Source organism: Aeromonas sp. 1805 (assembly GCF_013085525.1).
Taxonomy (GTDB): Bacteria; Pseudomonadota; Gammaproteobacteria; order Enterobacterales; family Aeromonadaceae; genus Aeromonas; species Aeromonas hydrophila.
This window is the reverse complement of the sequence record NZ_CP038515.1, coordinates 4,141,013-4,164,385: the sequence shown is the minus strand read 5'-3', so window position 1 is coordinate 4,164,385 and position 23,373 is coordinate 4,141,013. Positions and strand designations below refer to the sequence as shown.

The following is a 23,373-nucleotide window of genomic DNA, read 5'->3' as shown; positions in this document are numbered from 1 at the left end:
TGACAGCTTGGCGGCCCAAGCTGAAGCAGGGGGCCAAACTGGTCAGTCCATTTGTGATTTAAGTTTACGTTAGCGTAAACGTAAATTGATTGTTAGTCTAAGGTAAATTTGTTGCGCCATGACGGCAAGGGCGATTGCCCGGTCGTGATGGCCCCCGTCACAGGAGTGCCCATGGTCCGTCCGCAAACGGCCCATGATGTGCCAGCAAGGAGAGAGTGCCCATGAACAACCATCAGACCCGGTTCGGCGACGTGCCACTGCACATCGGCGGGGAGGCGTACCTTTCCGCGAGCGGGCAGTGGATCGAGGTGACCGACCCGGCGGATCAGAGCCTGCTGGCGCGGGTGCCGAAGGCCACCTCGGCGGAAATTGAACTGGCGGTGCGCACCGCTCACGACGCCTATCTGCTGTGGCGGGAGGTTCCGGCCTCCGAGCGAGCCCGGGTGATGTTCAGCTACCAGCATCTCTTGAAGACGCATCACGACGAGCTGGCGGCCCTGCTGGCCCAGGAGACCGGCAAGAATCTGGCGGATGCCAAAGGAGATGTGTGGCGCGGCATCGAGGTGGTAGAGCAGGCTTGCGCCATCGCCAGCCAAACCCTGGGGGAGACCATGGGCAACGTGGCACGGCGGGTCGACGGTCACTCCTGGGTGCAGCCGCTCGGAGTCTGCCTTGGCATCACTCCTTTCAACTTTCCGGCCATGATCCCGCTCTGGATGTTCCCGCTGGCGGTGGCCTGCGGCAACGGCTTCGTGCTCAAGCCCTCCGAGCAGGATCCGCTCACCCCCATGCGGCTAGCCGAGCTGTTTGCCGAGGCGGGGGCCCCCAAGGGCATTTTGTCGGTGGTGCATGGCAGCGCCGAGCAGGTGGATGCGCTGCTGGCCCATCCCGACATCAAGGCGGTCAGTTTCGTCGGCTCGGCCCGGGTTGGCGGTCACGTCTATCGCAGCGCTACTTCCCAGCTCAAGCGTGCCCAGTGCTTTGTCGGTGCCAAGAACCACATGGTGATCATGCCAGATGCCAACAAGGCGCAGGTGCTGAGCAATCTGGTGGGGGCCGGGGTCGGCGCCGCCGGTCAGCGCTGCATGGCCATCAGCGTGGCGGTGTTCGTGGGCAGTGCCCGGGAGTGGATCCCCGAGCTCGCCGCCGAGTTCGCCAAGGTGAAGCCCGGTGTCTGGCACGATCCCGAGGCCGCCTACGGCCCCCTGATCAGCCCGGAGGCCAAAATCAGGGTGGAGGGGCTCATCGAGGCGGGGATCGCCGAGGGCGCCGAGTGCCTGCTGGACGGCCGTTTTTGCGACGTGCCCGGCTACCCGGTGGGCAACTGGGTGGGGCCGACCCTGTTTCGCGGCGTGACCCCCGAGATGCGCATCTACAAGGAAGAGATCTTCGGGCCCGTGCTGGCCTGTCTCGAGGTGGCGAGCCTCGATGAGGCGCTCGCCCTCATCAACGACAACCCCTACGGCAACGGCACCTCCATCTTCACCGGCTGTGGCGCTGCCGCCCGCAAGTTTCGTCACGAGGTGGCGGTGGGCCAGGTGGGGATCAACGTGCCCATCCCGGTACCGCTGCCGTTTTTCTCCTTCACCGGCTGGCGCGGCTCCTTCTACGGGGATCTGCACGCCTACGGCAAGCAGGCGGTGCGTTTTTACACCGAGACCAAGACAGTCACCGAACGCTGGTTCGACGAAGACATTCCCAGCGGCCCCAACATGACCATTCAGCTGCGCTGATGGCAGGTTGCCCGGGCGTACCCACTGACAGCAACGGATCGAACAAGTACAAGGAAGCGAACAAGATGGATTTTACGTTGACCCCGGATCAGCAGGCCTATGTGGAGGCCGCCAGCGCCTTCGCCGAGGAGGCGCTCAAGCCCCACGCCGCGCGCTGGGACAAGGAGCATGAGTTCCCCATCCCTACCATCAAGCAGGCGGCGGCACTCGGCTTTTGTGGCCTCTACACCCCGGAGCAGTACGGCGGCCTCGGCCTGCCGAGGCTCGATGCCAGCCTCATCTTCGAGCGCCTCGCCATGGGCTGCACTTCCACCACCGCCTATCTGACCATCCATAACATGGTGAGCTGGATGCTGGGCAGCTGGCTGCCTCCCGAGGTGGCCGAAGAGTGGGTGCCAAGGCTTGCCGGCGGCGAGCTGCTGGGCTCCTACTGCCTCACCGAGCCGGGCGCCGGATCCGATGCCGCGGCCCTCAAGACCTGCGCCGTGCGCGATGGCGAGGATTACGTCATCGACGGCAGCAAGGTGTTCATCTCGGGCGCCGGCAGCACCGACGTGCTGGTGGTGATGGCCCGCACCGGTGGCGAGGGGGCGAAGGGGATCTCCGCCTTCATGGTACCGGCCCAGACCCCGGGCGTGAGTTATGGCAAGGCGGAGGAGAAGATGGGCTGGAACAGCCAGCCCACCCGGGAGGTGAACTTCAGCGCCGTGCGCATTCCCGCCCGTTACCGGCTGGGGCAGGAGGGGGAAGGGTTCAAGTTCGCCATGCAGGCGCTCGATGGCGGGCGCATCAACATCGCCACCTGTTCTGTGGGCACCGCCCAGCAGGCCCTCGACGATGCCCTGGCCCATGTGCAGCAGCGCCAGCAATTTGGCCACCCGATCAGCGAATTCCAGAGCGTGCAGTTTCGCCTGGCCGACATGGCCACCGAGCTCGCCGCCGCCCGGCTGCTGGTGCGTCAGGCGGCCGCCAGGCTCGATGCCGGGGCGCCGGACAAGAGCGCCTGGTGCGCCATGGCCAAGCGTTTTGCCACCGACGTGGGGCACCGCATCTGCGACGACGCCCTGCAACTCTTTGGCGGCTATGGTTATATCCGCGAGTACCCGCTCGAGCGCTACCTGCGCGATACCCGGGTCCACCGCATTCTGGAAGGGACGAATGAAGTGATGCGGCTCATCATCGCCCGCCGCCTGCTGGCGGAGCCCGGGCTGGCGCTGGAGTAGCGGGAGGGCCGCCGTGCCCGGCAGCCCGCCCTGACGACGGGGCTGGCGTGACTCGTCGTCAGGCTTTGTGAGCTAGCCGCAGGTCGGCTCCATTCAACCCTGTCATCATGGGGCAGGTTTTTTGACAAGGACAACGCAATGACAAGGATCAGGCTCGAATATCACGGTCATGTGGCCTACATCACCCTCGACCATCCTCCCGCCAACACCTGGACCCTCGCCAGCCTGCAGGCCTTCTTGCAGATGATGGTGGAGCTCGACAGCCGCCCCGACGTGGTGGCGCTGGTGATCCGCGGTGCTGGGGACAAATTCTTCTGTGCCGGCGCAGATCTCAACATGTTTGCCGACGGCAACCTGGAGCACGCCCGCGAAGTGGCCGAGGCCTTTGGCCGCGCCTTCGAGGCGCTGGCCCGCTTTCACGGGGTCAGCATCGCCGCCATCAATGGCTATGCCATGGGGGGGGCCTGGAGGTAGCGCTGGCCTGTGACATCCGCATCGCCGAGCAGCAGGCCAAGCTGGGCCTGCCGGAGGCCTCGGTGGGCTTGCTGCCCTGCGCCGGCGGTACCCAGCGCCTGACTGAACTGGTGGGGCCGGGCTGGGCCAAGCGGATGATCCTCTGCGGCGAGAAGGTGAGCGCGACCCTGGCCTACGAGATGGGGCTGGTGGAGGAGGTGGTGAAGGAGGGCCACGCCTGGGAGGCGGCGCACCAGATGGCCCAGCTGGTGGAGCGCCAGAGCCCGAGCGCCCTGCGCGCCTGCAAGCTGCTTATCAATCAGGGGCGCAGCGGCCATCGGGACGCGGCGCTGCCGCTCGAGCGCAGCCTGTTCCTCACCCTGTTTGACGATGCCAACCAGCGTGAAGGGGTGGCCGCCTTCCTCGAGAAGCGAGCTCCGCGCTGGCATTACGACCAATCCAAGCCGGTAAAGAGTGAGGGAGTGAAGGATGAATGAGGTAATGATGGCGGCCCGCCATGCCGCAGGGACTGATACCCGGTCTGCGGGGGCTCGCCATGAGTGAGCCTGTGCGCATCGAGACCCACCCCACGGCGGATGGTCGCCACATCGGCATGCTGACCCTCGACAGCCCCGCCTCCCTCAACGCCCTGAGCCTTGAGATGATCCAGTTGTTGCAGGTGGCGCTGACTCGCTGGGAGCAGGATCCGGCCATCGTCTGCGTGCTGCTGCAGGGGACCGGCGAGAGGGCGTTTTGCGCCGGTGGCGACATCCGCTCCTTCTACTACCGCAAACAGGAGGCGAGAGAGTCGGCACTGTTTGGCTATGCCCGCGACTTCTTCGAGCAGGAGTACCGGCTCGATCATCACATCCACTGCTACAGCAAGCCCCTCATCTGCGTGGCGGACGGCATCTGCATGGGCGGCGGCATCGGTCTCTTTGCCGGGGCTGGTTTTAGAGTGGTGACCGAAAAGAGCCTGTTCGCCATGCCGGAGGTGACCATAGGTCTCTATCCGGATGTGGGGGCCAGCTGGTTTTTGAGCCGCATGCCGGGGCGGCTCGGGCTCTGGCTCGGCCTCACCGGGGCCCGCTTCAACGGGGCGGATGCCATCGGCCTGGGTCTGGCGGATCACGCCATGGCGAGCCGTGAGCGGATGGAGTTGCCGGCGCGCCTCGCCGCCCTCGACTGGTCTGACTCTGCCGATACTGGCGAGCAGATCGAGGGGCTGCTGGCCAGTTTGCAGCGATCCCTTGGCCAGACGCTGCCTGCCCCCGTGCTCTTGCCCCACCAGGCTTGCATCGATGCGCTGTTGGCTGGCCGCTCCCTGCAAGGGGTGTTGGCACGCCTTGAGGGCACCGAGCTGGATGAAGCGGCGCTGGCCCAGGCGCGGGAGACCTGCCAGAGCGGCAGCCCCATTAGCCGCGCCATCCTCTGGCGTCAGTTCTGGCAGGCACGGCGCCAGTCGCTGGCCGAGGTGTTTGCCGACGAGCTGGCCCTCTCGGTCAACTGCGTGCTCAAAGGGGATTTCGTGGAAGGGGTGCGGGCGCTGCTCATCGACAAGGACAAATCACCCCGCTGGCAGGCCCCGCAGGCGGGCGAGGCCTGGCTGGATGACTTCTATCGCTGGCCCGAGGGGAATAACCCCCTGCGTCCCTGCTGACGAGCGATCACACACAAGGAACAGACCATGACAAGGATTGGATTTATCGGGCTTGGCAACATGGGTGGCCCCATGGCCGCCAACCTGGCCAGGGCGGGGCACACGGTACAGGTGTTTGATCTGGTGGCCGACAGCCTGACCCGCGCCATCGAGGCCGGCTGCATCGCCGCCGGCGATGCCCGCGAGGCGGTGAGCGGCTGCGAGCTGGTGATCAGCATGCTGCCGGCGGGCGAGCATGTGCGCAGCCTCTGGCTGGGCGAGAGTGCCGGTGAGCGGGGTGGGCAGGATCTGCTGGCGGCCTTGCCACTCGGCGCCCTGGTCATCGACTGCTCCACCATCGATGTGGCCTCGGCCCGTCAGGTGGGGGCGGCGGCGCAGGGGCGCAGCATCCGTTTTCTCGATGCCCCCGTTTCGGGGGGCGTGGCCGGCGCGGCGGCGGGCACGCTCACCTTCATCGTCGGTGGCGAACAAGCGGATTTTGAGGCGGCCAAACCCGTGCTCGCCTGCATGGGGCAGAACCTGTTTCACGCCGGGGCGCTCGGCGCCGGCCAGATCGCCAAGATGTGCAACAACATGTTGCTAGCCATCCACATGGCGGGCACCGCCGAGGCGCTGGCGCTCGGGGTCAAGGAGGGACTGGATCCGGGCGTGCTCTCCACCATCATGGGCAAGAGCTCGGGCAACAACTGGAGTCTCGAGCGCTACAACCCCTGGCCCGGGGTGATGGAAAACGTACCGGCGTCGCACAACTATCAGGGGGGCTTCATGACCCGGTTGATGGTCAAAGACCTAGGGCTCGCCATGGCCCTGGCCGAGCATGCCCACAGCGCCGTCCCGATGGGGGCGCTGGCCCGCAACCTCTTCAACCTGCACGCGAGCAAGGGGCAGGGGGCTCGGGATTTTTCCAGCATCGTCGAACTTTATCTGGACAAGACAGAGCCGGGTTAAGCGTCGCTGCCCGCTTTTTTACCCGATATTGACCTGCCATCTCACCAGGAGCATTTATGGATATCACACAGAAAGTCATCGCCATTACGGGGGCGGGCAGGGGGCTGGGCCGCGCCATCGCCCTGAGTCTGGCGGAGCAGGGGGCGCAACTTGCGCTCATCGATGTCAACCGCACCGATCTGGAGGTGACCGAGGCGGAAGTGCGCAGCCGTGACGGCCAGTGCACCCTGTTCGTCTGCAACGTGGCGAGCGAGCCGGAGGTCGAGGCGACCTTCGCCGCCATCCAGGGGCAGTTCGGTGCCCTGCACGGCCTCATCAACTGCGCCGGCATTCTGCGCGACGGCATGCTGATCAAGGTGAAGGAGGGGGCGCTGACGGAGAAGATGAGCCTGGCCCAGTGGCAGAGCGTCATCGACGTCAACCTCACTGGCACCTTCCTGTGCGGGCGCGAAGGGGCGGCGCTGATGGCCACCGGCGGGGAAGGGGGCGTCATCATCAACATCTCCTCCATCGCCCGCGCCGGCAACATCGGCCAGAGCAACTATGCCGCAAGCAAGGCGGGGGTGGCCTCGCTGGTGGTCACCTGGGGGAAGGAGCTGGCCCGCCACGGCATCCGGGTGATGGGTATCGCTCCCGGGGTGTTTGCCACCGACATGACGGCGGCGATGAAGCCGGAGGCGATGGCCCGCATGCAGCAGGCCATTCTGGTGGGTACCCTCGGGCAGGCTGCGCAACTGGCCCAGACGGTGCATTTTATTCTCGCCAATGACTATCTGTCGGGGCGGATGATCGAGTTGGACGGCGGCCTGCGCCTCTGAATATCGGCGCTCTGTTGCAGATGCCCCTGGCCCTCGGCGCAGGGGCATTTTTATTGAAACGTTTGTCAGCAGCCGGGTTTGTCGACCTCGGCTGCAAGCTGCATTCTCATGCAGGTCTGATCCGTAAAAACGGGGCTCAGGTCATGGAAAAATGTGAAATATCAACGGGTCTTTCTTAATTTGAACCAGCTCACAGGCCCCCGGGGTCAGTGCTGTAAAATTGCGCGCGGTCAAGACGGTGCATGATTGACGGTACGAGGGATTGCGGTCGGAATAGTCATGCAATATAGTTGCCGCCTTTTTCACGGGGTACGGATTTTTCGCCCCTCCCATATTGCGCGCAGTATGAATACGGACGCTCTGCCGCCGCCTAATTAAACAGGATTGAGATGGACAAGAAACTGGGGCTTGGTGCCCTCATCTCGCTGGTGATCGGCTCCATGGTCGGTGCCGGAGTCTTCAGTCTGCCGCAAAACATTGCCGCTCATGCCAGTGCCGGGGCCGTCGCGCTGGGATGGGCCATCACCGGTATCGGCATGATTTGCCTCGCGCTGGTGTATCAGAACCTCTCCATGCGTCGCCCGGATCTCGATGGCGGCATCTTCAGCTATGCCAAGGCCGGTTTCGGCGATTTCATCGGCTTCAACGCCGCCTGGGGCTACTGGCTCTGTCAGCTGCTGGCCAACGTCTCCTACGCCATCGTGGTGTTCAGTGCGCTGAGCTACTTCTTCGACACGCCGGACAAGGTCATCTTCGGTGACGGCAACACGCCGGTGGCCATCACCCTGGCGTCCATCCTGATCTGGTCGGTGCACGCCCTGGTGCTGCGCGGCATTCAGGTGGCGGCGCTGGTGAACATCGTCACTACCATCGCCAAGATGGTGCCGCTCATCGTGTTCTGCGTGGCCATCCTGCTTGCCTTCAACATGGAGACCTTCACCCTGGATATCTGGGGTCAGGGCACCCCTGAACTGGGTTCGGTGATGGATCAGGTCAAGTCCACCATGAAGGTGACGCTCTGGGTCTTCATCGGCATCGAGGGGGCCGTGGTGGTCTCCGCCCGCGCCCGTCATCGCAAGGACGTGGGCCGTGCCACCGTGCTGGCGCTGCTGGGGGCCCTGGCGCTCTACGTGATGGTGACCCTGTTCTCGCTGGGGGTCATGAACCAGCCGCAACTGGCGGCCCTCAAGAACCCCTCCACCGCCATGATCCTGGAAGCCGTGGTCGGCCCCTGGGGCGCCTGGCTCATCAACATCGGCCTGGTGATCTCGGTGATGGGAGCCCTGCTGAGCTGGACCGTGCTGGCGGCGGAAGTGCCCTACATCGCGGGCAAGACCGGCGTGTTCCCCGGCTGGTTTGCCAAGGAGAACAAGAATGGCTCGCCGCAGGTGTCGCTCTGGTGCTCCACCTGCCTGGTGCAGACCTTCCTCATCATCATCTACTTCCAGAGCAGCACCTATCTGGCGTTGGTGAACATCGCCACTTCGGCGGCGCTGGTGCCCTACGTCTTCTCCGGTGCTTACGGCCTCAAGCTGGCGCTGAAAGGGGAGACCTACGCGGGTCAACCCCATCAGCGCAAGCGCGACCTGTTCCTGGCGCTGGTGGCCACCGGCTACGGCTGCTGGCTGGTCTATGCCGCCGGGGTCGAATACCTGCTGCTGGTGGCGCTCCTCTACAGCCCCGGCATCTTCATCTACTGGAAGGCGCGCCAGCACCACGGGCTGCGCGGCCTCAACCGGCTGGAGCAGGGGATGACGGCGGCCCTGCTCGGTTGCGCCGTGCTGGCCTTCTACAAGGTGATGGACGGTACCATTCCCTTGAGTTAACCGGCACAATAAAGAGATGGCCCTTGGGCCATCTCTTTTTTTATGTGCAGCGCGCTTTTGTTCGCTGCACCGCCTCGGAAGGAATTTTTATGCTGTTTATGGGTTATCTGCTGCTGGGGGCGTTTGCCGGCATGCTGGCGGGATTGTTCGGCATCGGCGGCGGTCTCATCATAGTGCCCGTGCTGGTGCTGAGCTTTCACGCCCAGGGCGTTGCGCCCGACATCATTACCCATCTGGCACTCGGTACCTCGCTGCCCACCATGATCTTCACCGGCTTCAGCTCGCTGCGTGCCCACCAGGAGGCCGGTGCGGTCGACTGGGTGATGATCCGCCGGCTCGGCGCCGGCATGCTGGTCGGTGCCTGGCTCGGCGGCATGACCGCCAACCTGCTCAGTGCCAGCACCCTCAACATCATCATCGGCTGCTTCGCCTGGACCATGGCGCTGCAGATGGGGCTCAACCTCAAGCCCAAAGCGGAGCGTCATCTGCCGGGGGCGCTCGGCACCGGCATCGCCGGCACCGTCATCGGCTGGATGTCGGCCTTGTTCGGCATCGGTGGCGGCTCGCTGACCGTGCCTTATCTGAGCTGGAACAGCGTGCCGATGCGCAACGCCGTGGCGGCCTCCGCCGCCTGCAGCATGCCCATCGCCCTGGCGGGCAGCCTCAGTTACCTCTACGCCGGCTGGAACCATCCAGACCTGCCAGAGTGGAGCCTGGGGTTCATCTACCTGCCGGCGCTGCTCGGCATCGTGCTCACCAGTACCCAGTTTGCCCGGGTGGGGGCCAAGCTGGCGCACCGGCTCTCTCCCCAGCGGCTCAAGCAGGCGTTCGCCCTGCTGATGCTGCTGGTGGGCGCCAAATTCATGCTGTTTAGCTGAACCCTTGGCCAGATTGTTGAAAAATAAGGCGAACAGTACAAGCGAGGGCAGAAAGCCGTTGCATTGAGAGGCCAGTTTGCCTATTCTCCTCGCCGGTGGTCCTATTGGTCCTCTCGCATTGATAACTCGTCGACCTGGTCAGGACCGGAAGGTAGCAGCCAAGGCGGGGGACTCGAGTGCCGGGATGTGGCTGGTAGGGCCACCACTTGTTTCTGCAATTCAATAAGTTAGCCTCCTAAAGCCCTTGGTCATCCACTTTGTGTGGACGACGAGGAGCTCATCGATGAATCTCTGGCTCAGTCCCCACGGCATCTGGTATTACCGGAAAGTCACCACGCTCCCCTGTGGTCGTCGTAAAGAGATCAAAAAATCCCTGCATACCCGAGACAAACTTTGTGCACGTCACAAGGTGACTCAGCTGCTTGCCTGCGTACGTTCCAGACCCAAGCCCATTCAGTTGCCTGTAGACGTCAATGCTGCCCCACATGAGCAATCGGTAGCCCAGCCGATGACTCCGGCGGCCAAACCGCGTGCTCCGCTCCTGTCGGTCCTGAGTGACCGCTATCAGAAAGAGAAGGCCCTCTCCTGGGCACCCAAAGAGCGAAAGAACCAGAAAAACTATCTCGGTTCCTTTATCGAGGCTCTCGGCGACAAGCCAGCGGCAGGCTACAGCAAGGCTGATGTGGTCAAGTTCAAGGAGGGGTTGCTGAACTCTGGCAAGAGCCCAGCCACCATCAACAAGTATCTGCAGAAGCTATCCCTGTTATTTAGCTGGCTGGTTAACCATCAGGAGGGGATCGTCAACCACTTTGCTGGGCTCAAGTTGCAGCGGGTCAAAGAGACAAAGGCCAGAAGTGGTTACACGATGGAGGAGAGGCAGAGGTTCGTCCAATGGGCGAAAAGGCAGGAGCCCTATCGCCGCTGGATAGCCCTGTTGGGGCTCTACACGGGGGCTAGAGCCAACGAGATCTGCCAGCTCTATGCCGATGATGTGGTGCTGGTGGATAACATCTGGTGTATCAAAGTACAGGCTGGTAGACCCGACCAGAAGCTCAAGACAGACAACAGCAAGCGGCTCATTCCGATCCATTCGGAGGTGCTGGATGCTGGCTTCCTGGCGTTTGTGCAAGAGAGGGTGGGGGGAAGGCTCTTCGTCGAACTGCCCCATCGCCAAGATGGCTACAGCCACCTTTGGGGGCAGTGGTTCAGCCGCAACCGGCCGGTGCCTAAAGATTTCCACAGTTTGAGACATACGGTAGCGACAATTCTGAAAGATAAAGGTATTCCTCTTCAATTTGCTGCCGCGATCTTGGGTCATACCAACGGAGCGATCAGTTATGACCGATATGGTGGTGGGGTAGCAGTCGAGAAGTTACAAGCAGCTATCGAAGCTGCACTATGAACGCGTTACATTGGTGAACATCTAATAGGTACTTCAACTCAAATAGCCACTATTAGCTGGATGTTAATGAGCACAAGGAAGAGCTCCGTTGGAACACAATAGGCCTGACACGGCACAATCTGATTTGAATGACTTGAAAGAGCAAATTGCGTTGGAGTACGGGCGATGTCTCCTTCAGCTACAGCAGTTTGAATTGATGCTCAAAGCAGCCCTGCCCACTATGAAGGTGAGCGGATTTTCGGATGAGCTGGTTGGCAACATTGAACGCTATCGCCAGTTTTTAGTTGGAAAGACGCTGGGACATTTGGTTGGTCAGTGGAGCCAGAGAATTACGCTGGGCGATGAGCAAGAAATTGATGATGCCCTACACAACCGAGCGTACATCAGCGTCAGCGTTGGTCTGGAAGACGGGGAATGGATGAGCGAAAAGCTCAAACAATTGGTCGAGTTGCGAAATGAGCTGGTGCATCATTTCCTGTCACGCTTTACGTTGAACTCGGAGGCCAGTTGCCAAGAGGCAATCAGTTATCTGTCTACTGCAGCAAGCACCATCAAGAGCAATAGGGATACGCTACAATCCCTCCTGATCGCTTTTGAAGAAAGTAAGAAGAGACTGCTTGAATTTATTAACTCACCTGTCGGAGAGAGTCTCTATTTGTACGGCATCATCCCGGGTGAACCTGTCGAGAATTGGGAAAATACCACCATTATCCAACAGCTGAAATTTGCAGAGCATTCCTTAGCCAAGAACGGCTGGGTACAGTTAAACGAAGCCATTTATAGCATTGGTCAACGGTGGCCAGATTTATCTCCAAAGCTGTACGGATGTAGTAGTTGGCGGGAGGTCATTCATTGTTCCCAGCTCTTCGAAGTAGACAAGCGGCTATCTCCCACAGGTGGAGTGACTTGGTATCGCACACGCCGAACCTAAATTGATACAGCAATGATGGTTTAGCAAGCATCATTCCATCGATACAGATTTCCACAGCTTACGTTATGACGTTGAAGGAGCACAGAGTACCGCCTCAGTATGGGGTAGTGATGTGTGCCATAACCGACAACGAAAAGGGGCCCGCAGGCCCCGAAAATGTTACTGATTTGATGCAAGACGGAGCGTGGGGGATGCACTTGGATAAGCATCAAATGCATCATCCCGTAACACAATCCCAATAATTGCAGCCTTGTTACGGTGGCGTGTTGCTTCGAACCCCTTATCCACAAGTTTTTTCTTGAGGATGATTTTACTCATGGTCCACTCTCCGTTCTGCTGAGCCCAGCGGCTAAAAGCAGCGTAGATCTCGTCCATGGTGCATTTGTAGTTACTGCTTGGCTGAGTGCACTCTTCCAAAAAGCTTCCCACTAGATCGGATTCGGCACGGTAGCTCTCGACATCGGCCTTGATGCTTGCTGGCATCGACCGTTTCAGCCCTTGTGCCAACCACATCTGGGTGCCTTGTATGGCCCAGTTCAAGATACCTGGCAGTTCATCCTGAAGCTTCTGCATCAAGTACGGGTCTAATTGCTCTCCCGTAAACGCTGCATTGAAGGGGATCATCATCATCCGTCGCCACATGCCGGGACTGGTATCCCGGATCAAAGGCTTGTGGTTCCCCACCATTGCAAGTGAGAAGCGGGGACGGAACTCCATCTCGCTCTTGGCATAAGGGGCCCGAGCGACAATGATGTCGTCACCCGTCATGGCTTTCACTAGGTTCTCATCCATGCGAGAGCCCTCTGGTAGCTCATTAGCTACTACCAGTCGGGCGTCCACCAGCTTGGTCAACGATGGGTTCGGGCCGGTACTGGCATTTCGGTTAAACAGCAAGACGTTACTGTTGATCTGCCGACTATAGTCCCCGAGCAGTTGCTGGATGACCGACATGAAGGTGCTCTTACCATTACAACCATTACCATAGAGGAAGAACAACAATTGCTCGTCGGTACGGCCCGTTATCCAGTAGCCCACACAGCGTTGCAGGAAGGTGGCCAGTTCGGTATCTCCACAGGTGATTTCACTGATGAATTGCTCCCAGCGTGGGCAAGTGGCCCCCGAGATATAGACAGCAGGGCTGGCACTGGTCAGCAAATGGGCTCGACGAGCAGCAAGGAAACATCCAGAGTTCAGATCGATAACCCCGTTACCGACACCAAGTAGCATGGGGTTGGCGTTGAGCTCGGCGAGTTTTATCTGCAGCATCGGTTTGGCTAACTCCAGCATGTTCTGGATGCTCGCCCGACTGAGGCAACGGGTGCCATAGCTGCGAACCATCTTGCCCCATTCCATGGCCTTCTCGTCATCCTTCTCTTTGGCAGTATCGAGTAGCTGCTTTGCAATCTGGTGGAGTTCTTCTCCTACTTGTTTGGCCATCAGCAACGGGGTTTGGTTGTCCAGTTCCCAGTAGGTTCCATTGAAGCAGAGGAAGCTGCCAAATTCGGGCACATACTTGAGGTCATGGCCGCATAGTTCAACAAGCCGTTCAGCGTTTCGGCTGTCGTGGAACTCGACTGCCAAGATGGACTGACGGGGGACAATTGTGACGGATTCTGGTTGCAGATCATCATCTTGTGTACCCGTGGCTTCAACTACAAGTTCTCTCAGAGTAAATGCTGCTACCAGCTCCTGCAGAGGGAGTGGATTGTCGCCGTGCAGATACTCGTCGATGTCCTTCACACTATCTGGCAGCTTGACCTGAGTCAGTTTGAGGCCGAGCCACTTTGGTGCGGTATTTGTCGCCAGCTTCGTCAGTGTCGAAGAAGGTCATGACGTCTCGGTCGGCCAGTTCACGTCCAAGCCACTCCAACTGGGCCTGTGACAGTGTCCCGATGGTTGCTAGTGCTGGACCTGGCCAACCGGCATCGACCAGCGACAGGCGGTCATTCTCTCCCTCTACCAGGGCGACAGGGCCGGGGGCATTTAGACTCTCTTCCCCGTAGAACTGAACCCCGTTAAGCCAGTTGCGGCTCGGCAGTTGGAACTGGTGCTGCTTGTTTGGGTCCTTGAAGGTGAAGCGACTTACTTGTCCGTTGCGGTCGAAGTGCGGGAACACATAGACACCGCTCGGAAAGAAGTCACGAAGTTGGTCTGGGGCATCCTTGCGGGGCTTGACCAGACCGGATGCCAGCCGTTCTTCTTGGGAAAAGCCAGCATCCCGCAACGCTTTGTTCAGACCACCGGAGAAACCGATGTCCAGCCCTACTAGCACCTCCTCAGAATGGCCACGGAGTTCCACCAGCTTCTCAATGTCCAGACGAGTTTGATAGTGGCGGGCAGCTAGATTGAATAGCTCCTGCAGGCGAGCAGGTGGGGCCATGTAGACCGGTTGCTCCAGCTTCACCACCTTGCGAATGGTCGGGGTGACTGCCAGTTCTCCTAGCAGGAGCAGACGAGCAGCATCGTAGGCGTTACTAGCCAGACCGTTCTTGACGATAAGCTCGAACACATCCCCTCCCTCCTCACAACTGAAGCAGTGGAAGCTATTGTCGTCAGGGTCAGGATAGAGGGTGAAGCAGTCGTTATGACCGCACAGTGGGCAACTGCGATCATCCAGTCGATAGATCTCACCAAGTTGTTCTACGTCTTGCCCTGTAAGGGCTGAAGTGACATCAAGAATAGAGAATTTAGCCTTGATATCGGCAAGTTCGAAGTTGAGCGGGTAGCCAGCTTCGGCCAAAGCGAACTCGAGATCGCAATTTGTATGTTGAGACATGATTTCTCTCCAGTTTGACAATCAATTAATAACTCATTGTTTGACTGGCTAGATCTGCCATCTCAAAGGCTGATCGGCGGTCCGTCTACGTTCGAACAAAGGGTTGCCAGATGCTGAGGTAGTGGCCACCAGGAATCCATCATGGGAGCTGGCTTCATGGCCACGGGGACGTAAATTACCCAACACAAGGTCGAAATATACTCAGGGATGGATGCACAACAAGAGTGAAAGCATTGCTTTTTCTGCTTTTATACTATTTTTGAGATCAAACATCCGAAACGGAGGGTTTGCAATTTGAGGTCAGATTTGATAATCCTAGCCTTCTTCGCTCGGCTTCAAAAAAGCTGCATATACAAAAACGAGATGCAGCGTTCTAGTTAGGGTAAGGGTTTAGCCGTAGAAGCCCCTCAACTTACACCTATGAGTCCCTTCTGCTTTTTCCATGTATTCGACACTCTCTCCGTGCCAAAACGAGATGTAAGCCCTCAGGTTCACGTGCCAGTTTTTAAGCATATTTCTTAACTTTTTCATGTGGTTAACTAAATGAAAGGTTCTCTTGATCAGCCCAAAAATCGGCAGAGGGTATGTCTTTTAAGGCTGATTTCGCTTTGTTAATGGGGATGTAGGTCAGCACAAAATCGGCGTGTCAGTATGAAAATACGGCAGGGTATTCGGTTTGGTGGCCAAAGTGGGGAAGAAAGGGTTGAGGATAACGGTTGGGATCACGCCCATAGCAAGTCCCCTGTGGTAAACTGCCCGCATTTCCGTTTGGTTCTGAATATGCCTCGGCAGTTCCCCGTATTTTGAGAATCTCAATGACCACCAATATCTCTTCCCTGGCTAGCCTGATCTGGTCGGTTGCCGACCTGCTTCGCGGTGATTTCAAACAGTCCCAGTATGGCCGCATCATTCTGCCTTTTACCGTACTGCGTCGTCTTGAGTGTGTGCTGGCTCCAAACAAGGTCAAAGTGTTGGCTACAGTTGAGAGCAATAAGGTATTGCCTGACACAGTAGCCGAATTGGCTAAAGATAAGCTGTTACTAAGTGCAGCAGGCCACGCCTTCTACAACAGCTCACCGCTGGAACTGGCCAAGCTGGGTGAAACCCATGTTGGTGATAACCTGGATGCCTACGTGCGGGCTTTCTCCAAGGATGCTCGTGAGATCTTCGAGCACTTCAACTTCGATGCCAGCATCAACCTGCTGGAAGATGCCGACCTGCTCTACAAAGTGGTTCGCTCCTTTGCCAACGTGGATCTCTCGCCCGAGGCGGTAGACAACTACCACATGGGTCTGGTGTTTGAAGAGCTGATCCGCCGCTTTGCGGAAAGCTCCAACGAAACCGCCGGTGAACACTTTACCCCTCGCGATATCGTGCGGCTCACCACTTCCCTGGTGTTTGCCGGTGATGACGAGGCACTCGGCAAGCCGGGCATTGTGCGTTCCATCTATGACCCCACTGCGGGGACTGGTGGCTTTCTCTCTTGCGGCATGGAGTATCTGCACGAGCTGAACCCCGCCGCACGGTTGGCCACCTTCGGTCAGGAGCTCAACCCCGAGTCCTACGCCATCTGCAAGGCCGACATGCTGATCAAGGGGCAGGAGATCAGCAACATCAAGCTGGGCAATACCCTCTCCGATGATCAGTTGCCCTACAAGACCTTCGATTACTGCCTCTCTAACCCGCCATTCGGGGTGGACTGGAAGAAGGTCGAAAAGCAGGTACGGGATGAAGCGAGCAAACTAGGCTTTAACGGCCGTTTTGGCCCAGGCTTACCCCGTGTATCTGACGGCTCCTTGCTGTTTTTGATGCACCTCATCGCCAAGATGCAGCAACCCACGGCCGAGTGTACGGGTTCCAAGATCGGGATTATCCTCAACGGCTCACCGCTCTTTACCGGTGGGGCAGGCAGTGGCGAGAGCGAGATCCGTCGTTATATCCTCGAGCACGACCTGCTGGATGCGCTGGTGGCCCTGCCCACCGATATGTTCTACAACACGGGCATTGCCACCTATATCTGGGTGCTATCCAACCACAAACCGGCCGAGCGTAAGGGCAAGGTGCTGCTGATCAACGCCAGCGATATGCACAGCCCGATGCGTAAATCATTGGGCTCCAAGCGCAAGCAGCTGAGCGACGAGGCGTTAAGTGAGATCGTCAGCCTCTACAGCCGCTATGAAGAGAGCCCGATCGCCAAGATTTTTCCCACCACTGCTTTTGGCTATCGTCGTCTGACCATCGAGCGGCCGCTGAAACTGGCATTCTACCCGCAGGATGCCGAGCGCCTCGCCAGCCTCACTGCCGATAAGGGCTGGGCCAAGCTCGATGGCACCTTGCAATCCTCCATCCTGAATGCCTTGGGCCAGTTCGCTGAGGCCAAGTTGCTCTCTCGCGACAAATTCAAAAAGCAGCTGACCAAGCTGCTGGGGGAGGTCAAGCTGCCTGCTCCGGCCTTCAAGCTGTTGGTGAACCATCTGGCTGAGCAGGACGATGCCGCCGAGGTGTGTAAAACCAAAGGTGAGCCGGAGGCTAATGCGGACCTGCGGGATAACGAGAATGTGCCGTTGGGGGAGGATATCTATGGCTACCTCAAGCGGGAGGTGCTGCCCCATGTGCCGGATGCCTGGATCGACACCAGCAAGACCGATCCGCTCGATGGTCAGGTGGGCATCGTGGGCTACGAGATCCCCTTTAACCGCCACTTCTACCAGTACCAGCCGCCCCGCGATCTGGCGGCCATCGACGCCGATCTCGATGCTGTAGCCAAGGAGATTATGCAACTGCTGGGGGAGGTGCATTCATGAGTCAAGCTGAGGCATCCCAGTTGCTAGGACTGGCGGGTAAGTATCGTCCCTATCCGGAATATAAGGGGGCAGGGGTGGAGTGGGTTGGTGATGTACCAGAACATTGGCGAGTTGGCCGCCTTGGATCGTTTGGTTATTTCATCGCTGGTTGTGGTTTTCCTCATGAAGATCAAGGGCGTCAAGATGAGATTTACCCTTTCTATAAAGTGAGTGATACAAACCATGTTGGGAATGAAAAATATTTATCAAAGGCTGATAACTACGTAAGTAAAGATATAGCTAGTAAATTGGGTGCTCGTATATGTTCTGCCGGGGGGATTATGTTTCCCAAGGTCGGGGCTGCGTTGCTTGGAAACAAGAGGCGAATTCTTACTCAACCATCCATCACGGATAATAACACGATGGTATATTTTTCATACGAAGGAGACTCATCGTATTGGTATTATTGGCTAAGCCTGTTAGATTTTGGTCAATTGAGCAACCCTGGCCCAGTCCCATCTATTAACGAATCACAGCTTAAAGATTTTGTTGCTATCTGTCCTACTCAAGGCGAGAGACAACAGATAGCAGCCTTCCTCGACTACGAAACCGCACGGATTGATCGGCTGATTGCCCAGCAACTGCGGTTGATCGAACTGCTGAAAGAGAAGCGGCAGGCAGTGATCTCCCACGCTGTCACCAAGGGCCTCAACCCCAATGCCCCTATGAAAGACTCTGGCGTCGAGTGGCTCGGCCAAGTGCCGGAGCATTGGATTGTCTGCAAAATTAAAAATCTTGCTGCTGTTATATCCAAAGGCACCACACCGAGCACAATTGGAGCTGAATTTATAGATGAAGGCGTTAGATTTTTAAAGGCAGAAAATATCGGGAAATCAAATGTTGTAAGCATTGACCCAGAGTTTTTCATTTCTGAAGATGTTGATAGGCAAATATCAAGAAGCCAGTTAAAAGAAAATGATGTTCTTGTTATTATAGCTGGCGCAACGACTGGGCTTGCATCTGTTTTGCAAAAGGAATTACTTCCAGCGAATACAAATCAAGCAGTTAGCTTTATACGATTGTTTGAGCCATTGCACTCTAAATGGGTTCTACATTGGTTATCAACAACGCCTGTGCAAAAAACAATCTGGATGGGGGCTGTTCAGGCAGCTCAACCAAATCTTTCGATGGAAAACTTAGGCAATATTCCTATAGTAATCCCTCCAATAAATGATATTGCTGCTCATTTGAAGCATATTGAAAACAAAATTGTTAATTTTGATAATTTGGCAGAAAAGGCTGGAGTGGCTATTCAACTGATGCAAGAACGTCGCACCGCCCTGATCTCCGCCGCCGTGACCGGCAAGATCGATCTACGTGGCTGGATGCCGCCAGCCGAAGAGGTTGCCGCATGAGTGTAATGCCGCAAACTGAGACGACTGATGCTATTGCTCCCGCCAGTAATGACGAGCAATACCGCTGGCTGACCGAGCTGATTTTCGATAGCAAGGAGCTCGATAAGCTGGGGGGGATGGTCTCGGAGTTCAACCTGTTTGAAGCGATGGGGATGGTGCGTCAGGAGATCCGCCACTCCCATTTTCTCGGCACCCTCTTTAATCCCCGCGAGCCCCATGGTTTGGGCTCTCGCTTCTTTGAGTCACTGCTTTCTAGGTTGCTCTATGACTTGCCGGATCGGCGTAGTGGCGAAGTCTCTCTGCTAGATATCGATCTCTGCGATTACGACGACCTGCAGGTATTTCGCGAGCAAGATCGTATCGATCTGCTGCTGGTGAGCGAGCAAAACCGTCAGGTCTTTGTTATCGAGAACAAGATTGATGCCGGTGAGCACGGCAATCAGCTGGAACGTTATGAACAGACCGTACAGCGACGCTACCCCGAGCATCGCAAGGTCTTTGTCTTCTTGACTCTCGACGGCAGCGAGGCCAGTCGCGATGGCTGGTTAAACCTGAGCTATGCCCAGGTAATTGAATGCCTGAGCGAACTGGTCACTGATTATGGCCACCAGATCCCGCCATCAGCCCGTATCGGCATTGAGCACTATATCACCCTATTCAAGCGATATTTTATGGAAGATACCGAGATTGCGGAGCTCTGCCGCCGCATCTACAAGAAGCACCAGAAAGCCCTGGATCTGATTTTTGAGCACAGACCTGCTGATGGCGATGGCCGGACCGAGCGCCGGGATTGGGCGAAAGAGGTTATCGGTCTTGTCGCAGAGCAGCACGGTTGGGAGACCGATAGTGAGACAAGAACAATGGTTCGCTACGCCCATTTACCGTGGGATGACGGGAAGGGGATGCGTTCTTCAAACTGGACCAAAAGTGGCCGCGTTGTATTGTTTGAAATCCAGAGCAATACCGACAAGCTGGAGCTGAAACTGCTGATTGGCCCTAGCAGTGACGCTTCATTGCGTGACCATCTGTTTGGCTGTGTTGAACAGAGTAAGGTCGCCGCTTTGTCGACGAGAAAACTGCGGCAAAGCCCGCAATGGAGCCAGGTCTACTCATTGCGTCTGCTCGATAAAAAACACACTGTCGATGAGCCTGACGAAGAGGCGTGCAAAAAACAGATCGACAAGAAGCTACAGCACTTCTGGTTGCAAGACTGGCCCCTTCTGAAAGATACCATGAACAAGGCGATTGAGACCTTGTAGCGAGGATGGCGATAACAATGGATAACAAAGCACGGGAAAAGGCGTTTCAAGATCATATTATCGAGCAGCTGGCTGCTTCGGGCTGGCTGGTGGGTGAGTCGTCTCACTACGACAAAGAGCGAGCTCTCTACCCGGAAGACTTGATCGCCTTTGTGCAAGAGAGCCAACCTGATGGGTGGCAGAAGTTCAGCAAATTCTATGACGAGCAGCCGGAACGCCATCTTCTGGATGGAGCTGTACGCCAGCTGAAACGCAGTGAAGGGGGAACCCTGTGGCTGCTGCGTAATCAGATTGAAGATCGCGGCCATCGACTCAAGGTGGCCAGCTTCAAGCCTGATCATGACTTGAATCCCGAACTGCTGGCTCGTTATCAGGCCAACCGGCTGCGGGTTGTACCCGAGTTAGTCTATAGCCCCCATGGCTATGATGGCCGCATCGATCTGACCCTCTTTTTGAACGGCATCCCGGTGGCAACACTGGAGCTCAAATCTTGCTTCAAGCAGTCGCTGGAGAATGCCAAGAAGCAGTATCGGGAAGATCGCTTACCCAAGACCAATGGCCGCGATGAACCACTGCTGAGCTTTCGCCGTGGGGCATTGGTGCATTTTGCGGTAAACCAGTTCGAGGTGGCGATGACCACCAAGTTGGCGGGTGACTCGACCTTTTTTCTGCCATTCAATCAGGGCACCCGTGAGGGTGGGGCGGGCAATGATCAGCCCTTGCCAGTGAATGGTGAGGAGGGCATTGCTACCGGTTATCTGTGGCAAGAGATCCTGCAACCGGATAACTTCTTGCGGATACTGAGCCGCTATCTGCACCTTGAGGTCAAGGTGGAAGAGGATGAGCTGGGGCGGCAGAAGAAGAAAGAGACGATGATCTTCCCTCGCTATCACCAGTGGAAAGTGGTTCAGAATTTGTTGGCCACGGTGGGACAGGAGGGGGCTGGTCAGAAGTACCTGATCCAGCATTCGGCGGGGTCTGGCAAGTCAAACTCCATTGCCTGGCTGACCCATCAGCTGGCCTCGCTCTACCTGGATAAAGGGGAGAAACTGTTCAATTCGGTGATCGTGATTACCGATAGAACGGTGCTCGACAGCCAGTTGCAAGAGACTATCGCCCAGTTTGACCATGCTGATGGGGTGGTGAGCCGCATCAACCGGGAAGAGGGAGATGGCTCCAAGTCGGCACAACTGACCGAGGCACTGGCCAGTGGCACGCCCATCATCATCGTCACCATTCAAACCTTCCCTCACGTACTCAAGGCCATTCAGGAGTCGACCACGCTGAAAGGCTCTCGCTTTGCGGTAGTTGCCGATGAGGCGCATTCAAGCCAGACCGGCAGCACGGCTCGCCAGTTGCGTGAGGTATTAATGGCCGAGCAGCTGGATGGGGAAGAGGAGCTCAGTGGCGAAGATGTGATGAACATGACGCTGGCCGCTCGTGGCGGCAGCCAGAACATCAGCTATTTCGCCTTTACGGCAACCCCGAAGGGTAAAACGCTGGAGCTGTTTGGCCGCCCAGCAAACCCGGCGATGCCGCTTGGCCCGGATAACAAACCCAAGCCATTTCATGTTTACTCCATGCGTCAGGCTATCGAGGAGGGTTTTATCCTCGACGTGCTGAAGAACTACACCAACTATTCGCTTGCCTACAAACTCGCAATGAAGGCAGAAGAGGCGGATAAGGAAGTGGATGCCAAGAAGGCTCGCATCAGGCTATCCAAGTGGGTGAGGCTACACCCGCACAATATCGGCCAGAAAGTGGCGATCATCGTTGAGCATTTCCGCACCAACGTGGCCAATCTCCTGGGAGGGCAGGCCAAGGCGATGGTCGTGACGTCGAGTCGGCTGGAGGCGGTTCGCTACAAGCTGGCGTTCGACAAGTATGTAACAGAGCAAGGCTATGGTGCTATTCGTGCCATGGTGGCGTTCTCTGGCGACATCGAAGAGGAAGGGCAGAGCTTTAACGAGCGGAACATGAACCCCGAGCTTAATGGGCGGGACATGCGTAAGGCATTCGATACCCAGGACTATCAGGTGATGCTGGTGGCCAACAAGTTTCAGACCGGTTTCGATCAGCCCAAGCTGTGTGCCATGTATGTGGACAAGAAGCTGACAGGAGTGGATTGCATCCAGACCCTTTCTCGCCTCAACCGCACCTATCCCGGCAAGGAGAGCACCTTTGTGCTCGATTTCGTGAATGATCCGCAGGATGTGCTGGAAGAGTTCCAAAAATATTTTGAGACAGCCACCCTCGATACCGTCTCCGATCCCAATCTGGTCTATGACCTGTTCCACAAGCTGAAAGCGACGGGCATTTTTACCTGGAGCGAGGTGGAAGCGTTTAGTGATGCCTATTTCGATCCCAAGCGCGGGGCAGAAGCCTTGCCCGGTTATATCAAACCGGCTGTCGAGCGGTTCACCAAGCGTTACAAGCTGGCCAGTGAGGCTGTGCGGGAGTGCCGCCAGATGCTCAAACGAATCGAGCGTGAAGGCGGTTCTGCGACTGACAAGGTAAATGCCGAACGGCGGGTCAAAGAAGCGACCGAAGCCCGGGGTGAGCTGGATCTCTTCAAGAAAGATCTCAACAGCTATGTGCGGTTCTATGAGTTTGTCTCCCAGATCACCGCCTTTGATGATGAATCATTGGAACGGCTCTGCGTGTTCGCCCGCCACCTGCTGCCGATGTTGCGTCAGGAGGTACTGGAGGAGGATGAGATTGACCTCTCCCAAGTGTTGCTGAGCCATTACAACCTCAAGGCCAAGCGAACTCAGGATCTCAAGCTCAAAGCTGATGCAAGCGGCAATGGCTTGCAGGGCATTTCGGCGCTTGGCAGTGCTAAAGCAAAAGAGGAGAAGAAAGACTTCCTCTCTCACATCCTGGAGCAGTTGAACGATCTGTTTGGTACAGAGGTGACTGATGGTGACAAGCTGGATTGGCTACAGGGGATGGCCAGCAAGATTGCGGAAAACCAACCCTTGATGGATCAGGTGCGAAATAATCCCCGTGACGCCATCATGCTGGGTGACTATCCCAAGGCGGTTGATGCGGCCGTGATCGAGCGGATGGATATCCAGAATGGCATGTCGCTGGACTACCTCTCTCGACCCGAGGCGGCCAACCGTATCCAGAGCCTACTCCTGGATATCTTGCTCAAAGGCTTGCAGGGGGGATTGAGCCATCAGAATTAAGTGGGGTTAATTGGCACCATTGTTCCCCAGCCTAATAACAGGAGAGGGAAGAGGTGATTATGGTCAACTGCCGATTT

15 protein-coding genes, 1 other RNA gene and 1 pseudogene are annotated in these 23,373 nt (G+C 57.6%); 15 read left to right on the top strand and 2 right to left on the bottom strand.

Annotated features, from left to right (window positions below):
• Positions 1–221: 221 nt before the first annotated feature.
• From E5E96_RS19425 to E5E96_RS19375, 11 genes and pseudogenes are all read left to right on the top strand, one after another.
• On the top strand, positions 222–1,733 hold the full coding sequence (locus tag E5E96_RS19425) for a CoA-acylating methylmalonate-semialdehyde dehydrogenase (RefSeq protein WP_171282888.1): 1,512 nt from the start codon (positions 222–224) through the stop codon (positions 1,731–1,733).
• 65 nt (positions 1,734–1,798) lie between these two features.
• Entirely contained in the window at positions 1,799–2,956 is a 1,158-nt protein-coding gene (locus E5E96_RS19420) for an acyl-CoA dehydrogenase family protein (RefSeq protein ID WP_171282887.1), read from the top strand.
• Between the two features lie 138 nt (positions 2,957–3,094).
• Positions 3,095–3,906: pseudogene (locus E5E96_RS19415) on the top strand (enoyl-CoA hydratase).
• 59 nt (positions 3,907–3,965) lie between these two features.
• Complete coding sequence (locus tag E5E96_RS19410) at positions 3,966–5,069, top strand: enoyl-CoA hydratase/isomerase family protein (RefSeq protein ID WP_171282886.1); 1,104 nt, start codon at positions 3,966–3,968, stop codon at positions 5,067–5,069.
• Between the two features lie 27 nt (positions 5,070–5,096).
• Positions 5,097–6,017, top strand: a complete 921-nt coding sequence (gene mmsB, locus E5E96_RS19405; RefSeq protein WP_171282885.1) for a 3-hydroxyisobutyrate dehydrogenase — start codon at positions 5,097–5,099, stop codon at positions 6,015–6,017.
• 56 nt (positions 6,018–6,073) lie between these two features.
• Positions 6,074–6,835 carry an SDR family oxidoreductase gene (locus E5E96_RS19400; protein WP_171282884.1) on the top strand — a complete coding sequence of 254 codons (762 nt, stop codon included), beginning with the start codon at positions 6,074–6,076 and terminating at the stop codon, positions 6,833–6,835.
• Between the two features lie 389 nt (positions 6,836–7,224).
• Positions 7,225–8,661, top strand: a complete 1,437-nt coding sequence (gene arcD, locus E5E96_RS19395; RefSeq protein WP_011705952.1) for an arginine-ornithine antiporter — start codon at positions 7,225–7,227, stop codon at positions 8,659–8,661.
• A gap of 89 nt (positions 8,662–8,750) precedes the next feature.
• Positions 8,751–9,539, top strand: coding sequence for a sulfite exporter TauE/SafE family protein (locus tag E5E96_RS19390; protein ID WP_029300700.1), 789 nt, complete (start codon positions 8,751–8,753; stop codon positions 9,537–9,539).
• Positions 9,540–9,641: 102 nt separating this feature from the next.
• An RNA gene (gene ffs, locus E5E96_RS19385) (signal recognition particle sRNA small type) lies at positions 9,642–9,738 on the top strand.
• A gap of 84 nt (positions 9,739–9,822) precedes the next feature.
• The gene (locus tag E5E96_RS19380; protein WP_171282883.1) at positions 9,823–10,941 is read left to right on the top strand and encodes a site-specific integrase; all 1,119 of its coding nucleotides are present in this window, start codon (positions 9,823–9,825) and stop codon (positions 10,939–10,941) included.
• Between the two features lie 88 nt (positions 10,942–11,029).
• On the top strand, positions 11,030–11,872 hold the full coding sequence (locus tag E5E96_RS19375) for an OST-HTH/LOTUS domain-containing protein (protein WP_171282882.1): 843 nt from the start codon (positions 11,030–11,032) through the stop codon (positions 11,870–11,872).
• A 159-nt stretch (positions 11,873–12,031) separates the two neighbouring features.
• Here the strand turns inward: E5E96_RS19375 and E5E96_RS22640 are convergent, their stop codons facing one another.
• Complete coding sequence (locus tag E5E96_RS22640; protein WP_253264668.1) at positions 12,032–13,612, bottom strand: phage/plasmid primase, P4 family; 1,581 nt, start codon at positions 13,610–13,612, stop codon at positions 12,032–12,034.
• A 1-nt stretch (position 13,613) separates the two neighbouring features.
• Positions 13,614–14,648, bottom strand: coding sequence for a toprim domain-containing protein (locus tag E5E96_RS22635; RefSeq protein ID WP_253264667.1), 1,035 nt, complete (start codon positions 14,646–14,648; stop codon positions 13,614–13,616).
• A gap of 815 nt (positions 14,649–15,463) precedes the next feature.
• Here E5E96_RS22635 and E5E96_RS19365 point away from each other — a divergent pair.
• Genes E5E96_RS19365 through E5E96_RS19350 form a run of 4 tightly spaced genes read left to right on the top strand, consistent with a single transcriptional unit; the run spans position 15,464 to position 23,296 of the window.
• Complete coding sequence (locus E5E96_RS19365) at positions 15,464–17,452, top strand: class I SAM-dependent DNA methyltransferase (RefSeq protein WP_171282881.1); 1,989 nt, start codon at positions 15,464–15,466, stop codon at positions 17,450–17,452.
• Entirely contained in the window at positions 17,449–18,846 is a 1,398-nt protein-coding gene (locus E5E96_RS19360) for a restriction endonuclease subunit S (protein WP_171282880.1), read from the top strand. The genes E5E96_RS19365 and E5E96_RS19360 overlap by 4 nt, the downstream gene beginning before the upstream one ends.
• On the top strand, positions 18,843–20,105 hold the full coding sequence (locus E5E96_RS19355; protein WP_171282879.1) for a PD-(D/E)XK nuclease family protein: 1,263 nt from the start codon (positions 18,843–18,845) through the stop codon (positions 20,103–20,105). The genes E5E96_RS19360 and E5E96_RS19355 overlap by 4 nt, the downstream gene beginning before the upstream one ends.
• Before the next feature lie 5 nt (positions 20,106–20,110).
• On the top strand, positions 20,111–23,296 hold the full coding sequence (locus tag E5E96_RS19350) for a type I restriction endonuclease subunit R (protein ID WP_216368096.1): 3,186 nt from the start codon (positions 20,111–20,113) through the stop codon (positions 23,294–23,296).
• Positions 23,297–23,373 lie beyond the last annotated feature (77 nt).

Bases quoted from the DNA above. Each gene is read 5' to 3' on its own strand.
- E5E96_RS19425 (WP_171282888.1), top strand. From the start codon at position 222: ATGAACAACCATCAGACCCGGTTCGGCGACGTGCCACTGCACATCGGC.
- E5E96_RS19420 (WP_171282887.1), top strand. From the start codon at position 1,799: ATGGATTTTACGTTGACCCCGGATCAGCAGGCCTATGTGGAGGCCGCC.
- E5E96_RS19410 (WP_171282886.1), top strand. From the start codon at position 3,966: ATGAGTGAGCCTGTGCGCATCGAGACCCACCCCACGGCGGATGGTCGC.
- mmsB (WP_171282885.1), top strand. From the start codon at position 5,097: ATGACAAGGATTGGATTTATCGGGCTTGGCAACATGGGTGGCCCCATG.
- E5E96_RS19400 (WP_171282884.1), top strand. From the start codon at position 6,074: ATGGATATCACACAGAAAGTCATCGCCATTACGGGGGCGGGCAGGGGG.
- arcD (WP_011705952.1), top strand. From the start codon at position 7,225: ATGGACAAGAAACTGGGGCTTGGTGCCCTCATCTCGCTGGTGATCGGC.
- E5E96_RS19390 (WP_029300700.1), top strand. From the start codon at position 8,751: ATGCTGTTTATGGGTTATCTGCTGCTGGGGGCGTTTGCCGGCATGCTG.
- E5E96_RS19380 (WP_171282883.1), top strand. From the start codon at position 9,823: ATGAATCTCTGGCTCAGTCCCCACGGCATCTGGTATTACCGGAAAGTC.
- E5E96_RS22635 (WP_253264667.1), bottom strand. From the start codon at position 14,648: ATGTCTCAACATACAAATTGCGATCTCGAGTTCGCTTTGGCCGAAGCT.
- E5E96_RS19365 (WP_171282881.1), top strand. From the start codon at position 15,464: ATGACCACCAATATCTCTTCCCTGGCTAGCCTGATCTGGTCGGTTGCC.
- E5E96_RS19360 (WP_171282880.1), top strand. From the start codon at position 17,449: ATGAGTCAAGCTGAGGCATCCCAGTTGCTAGGACTGGCGGGTAAGTAT.
- E5E96_RS19355 (WP_171282879.1), top strand. From the start codon at position 18,843: ATGAGTGTAATGCCGCAAACTGAGACGACTGATGCTATTGCTCCCGCC.
- E5E96_RS19350 (WP_216368096.1), top strand. From the start codon at position 20,111: ATGGCGATAACAATGGATAACAAAGCACGGGAAAAGGCGTTTCAAGAT.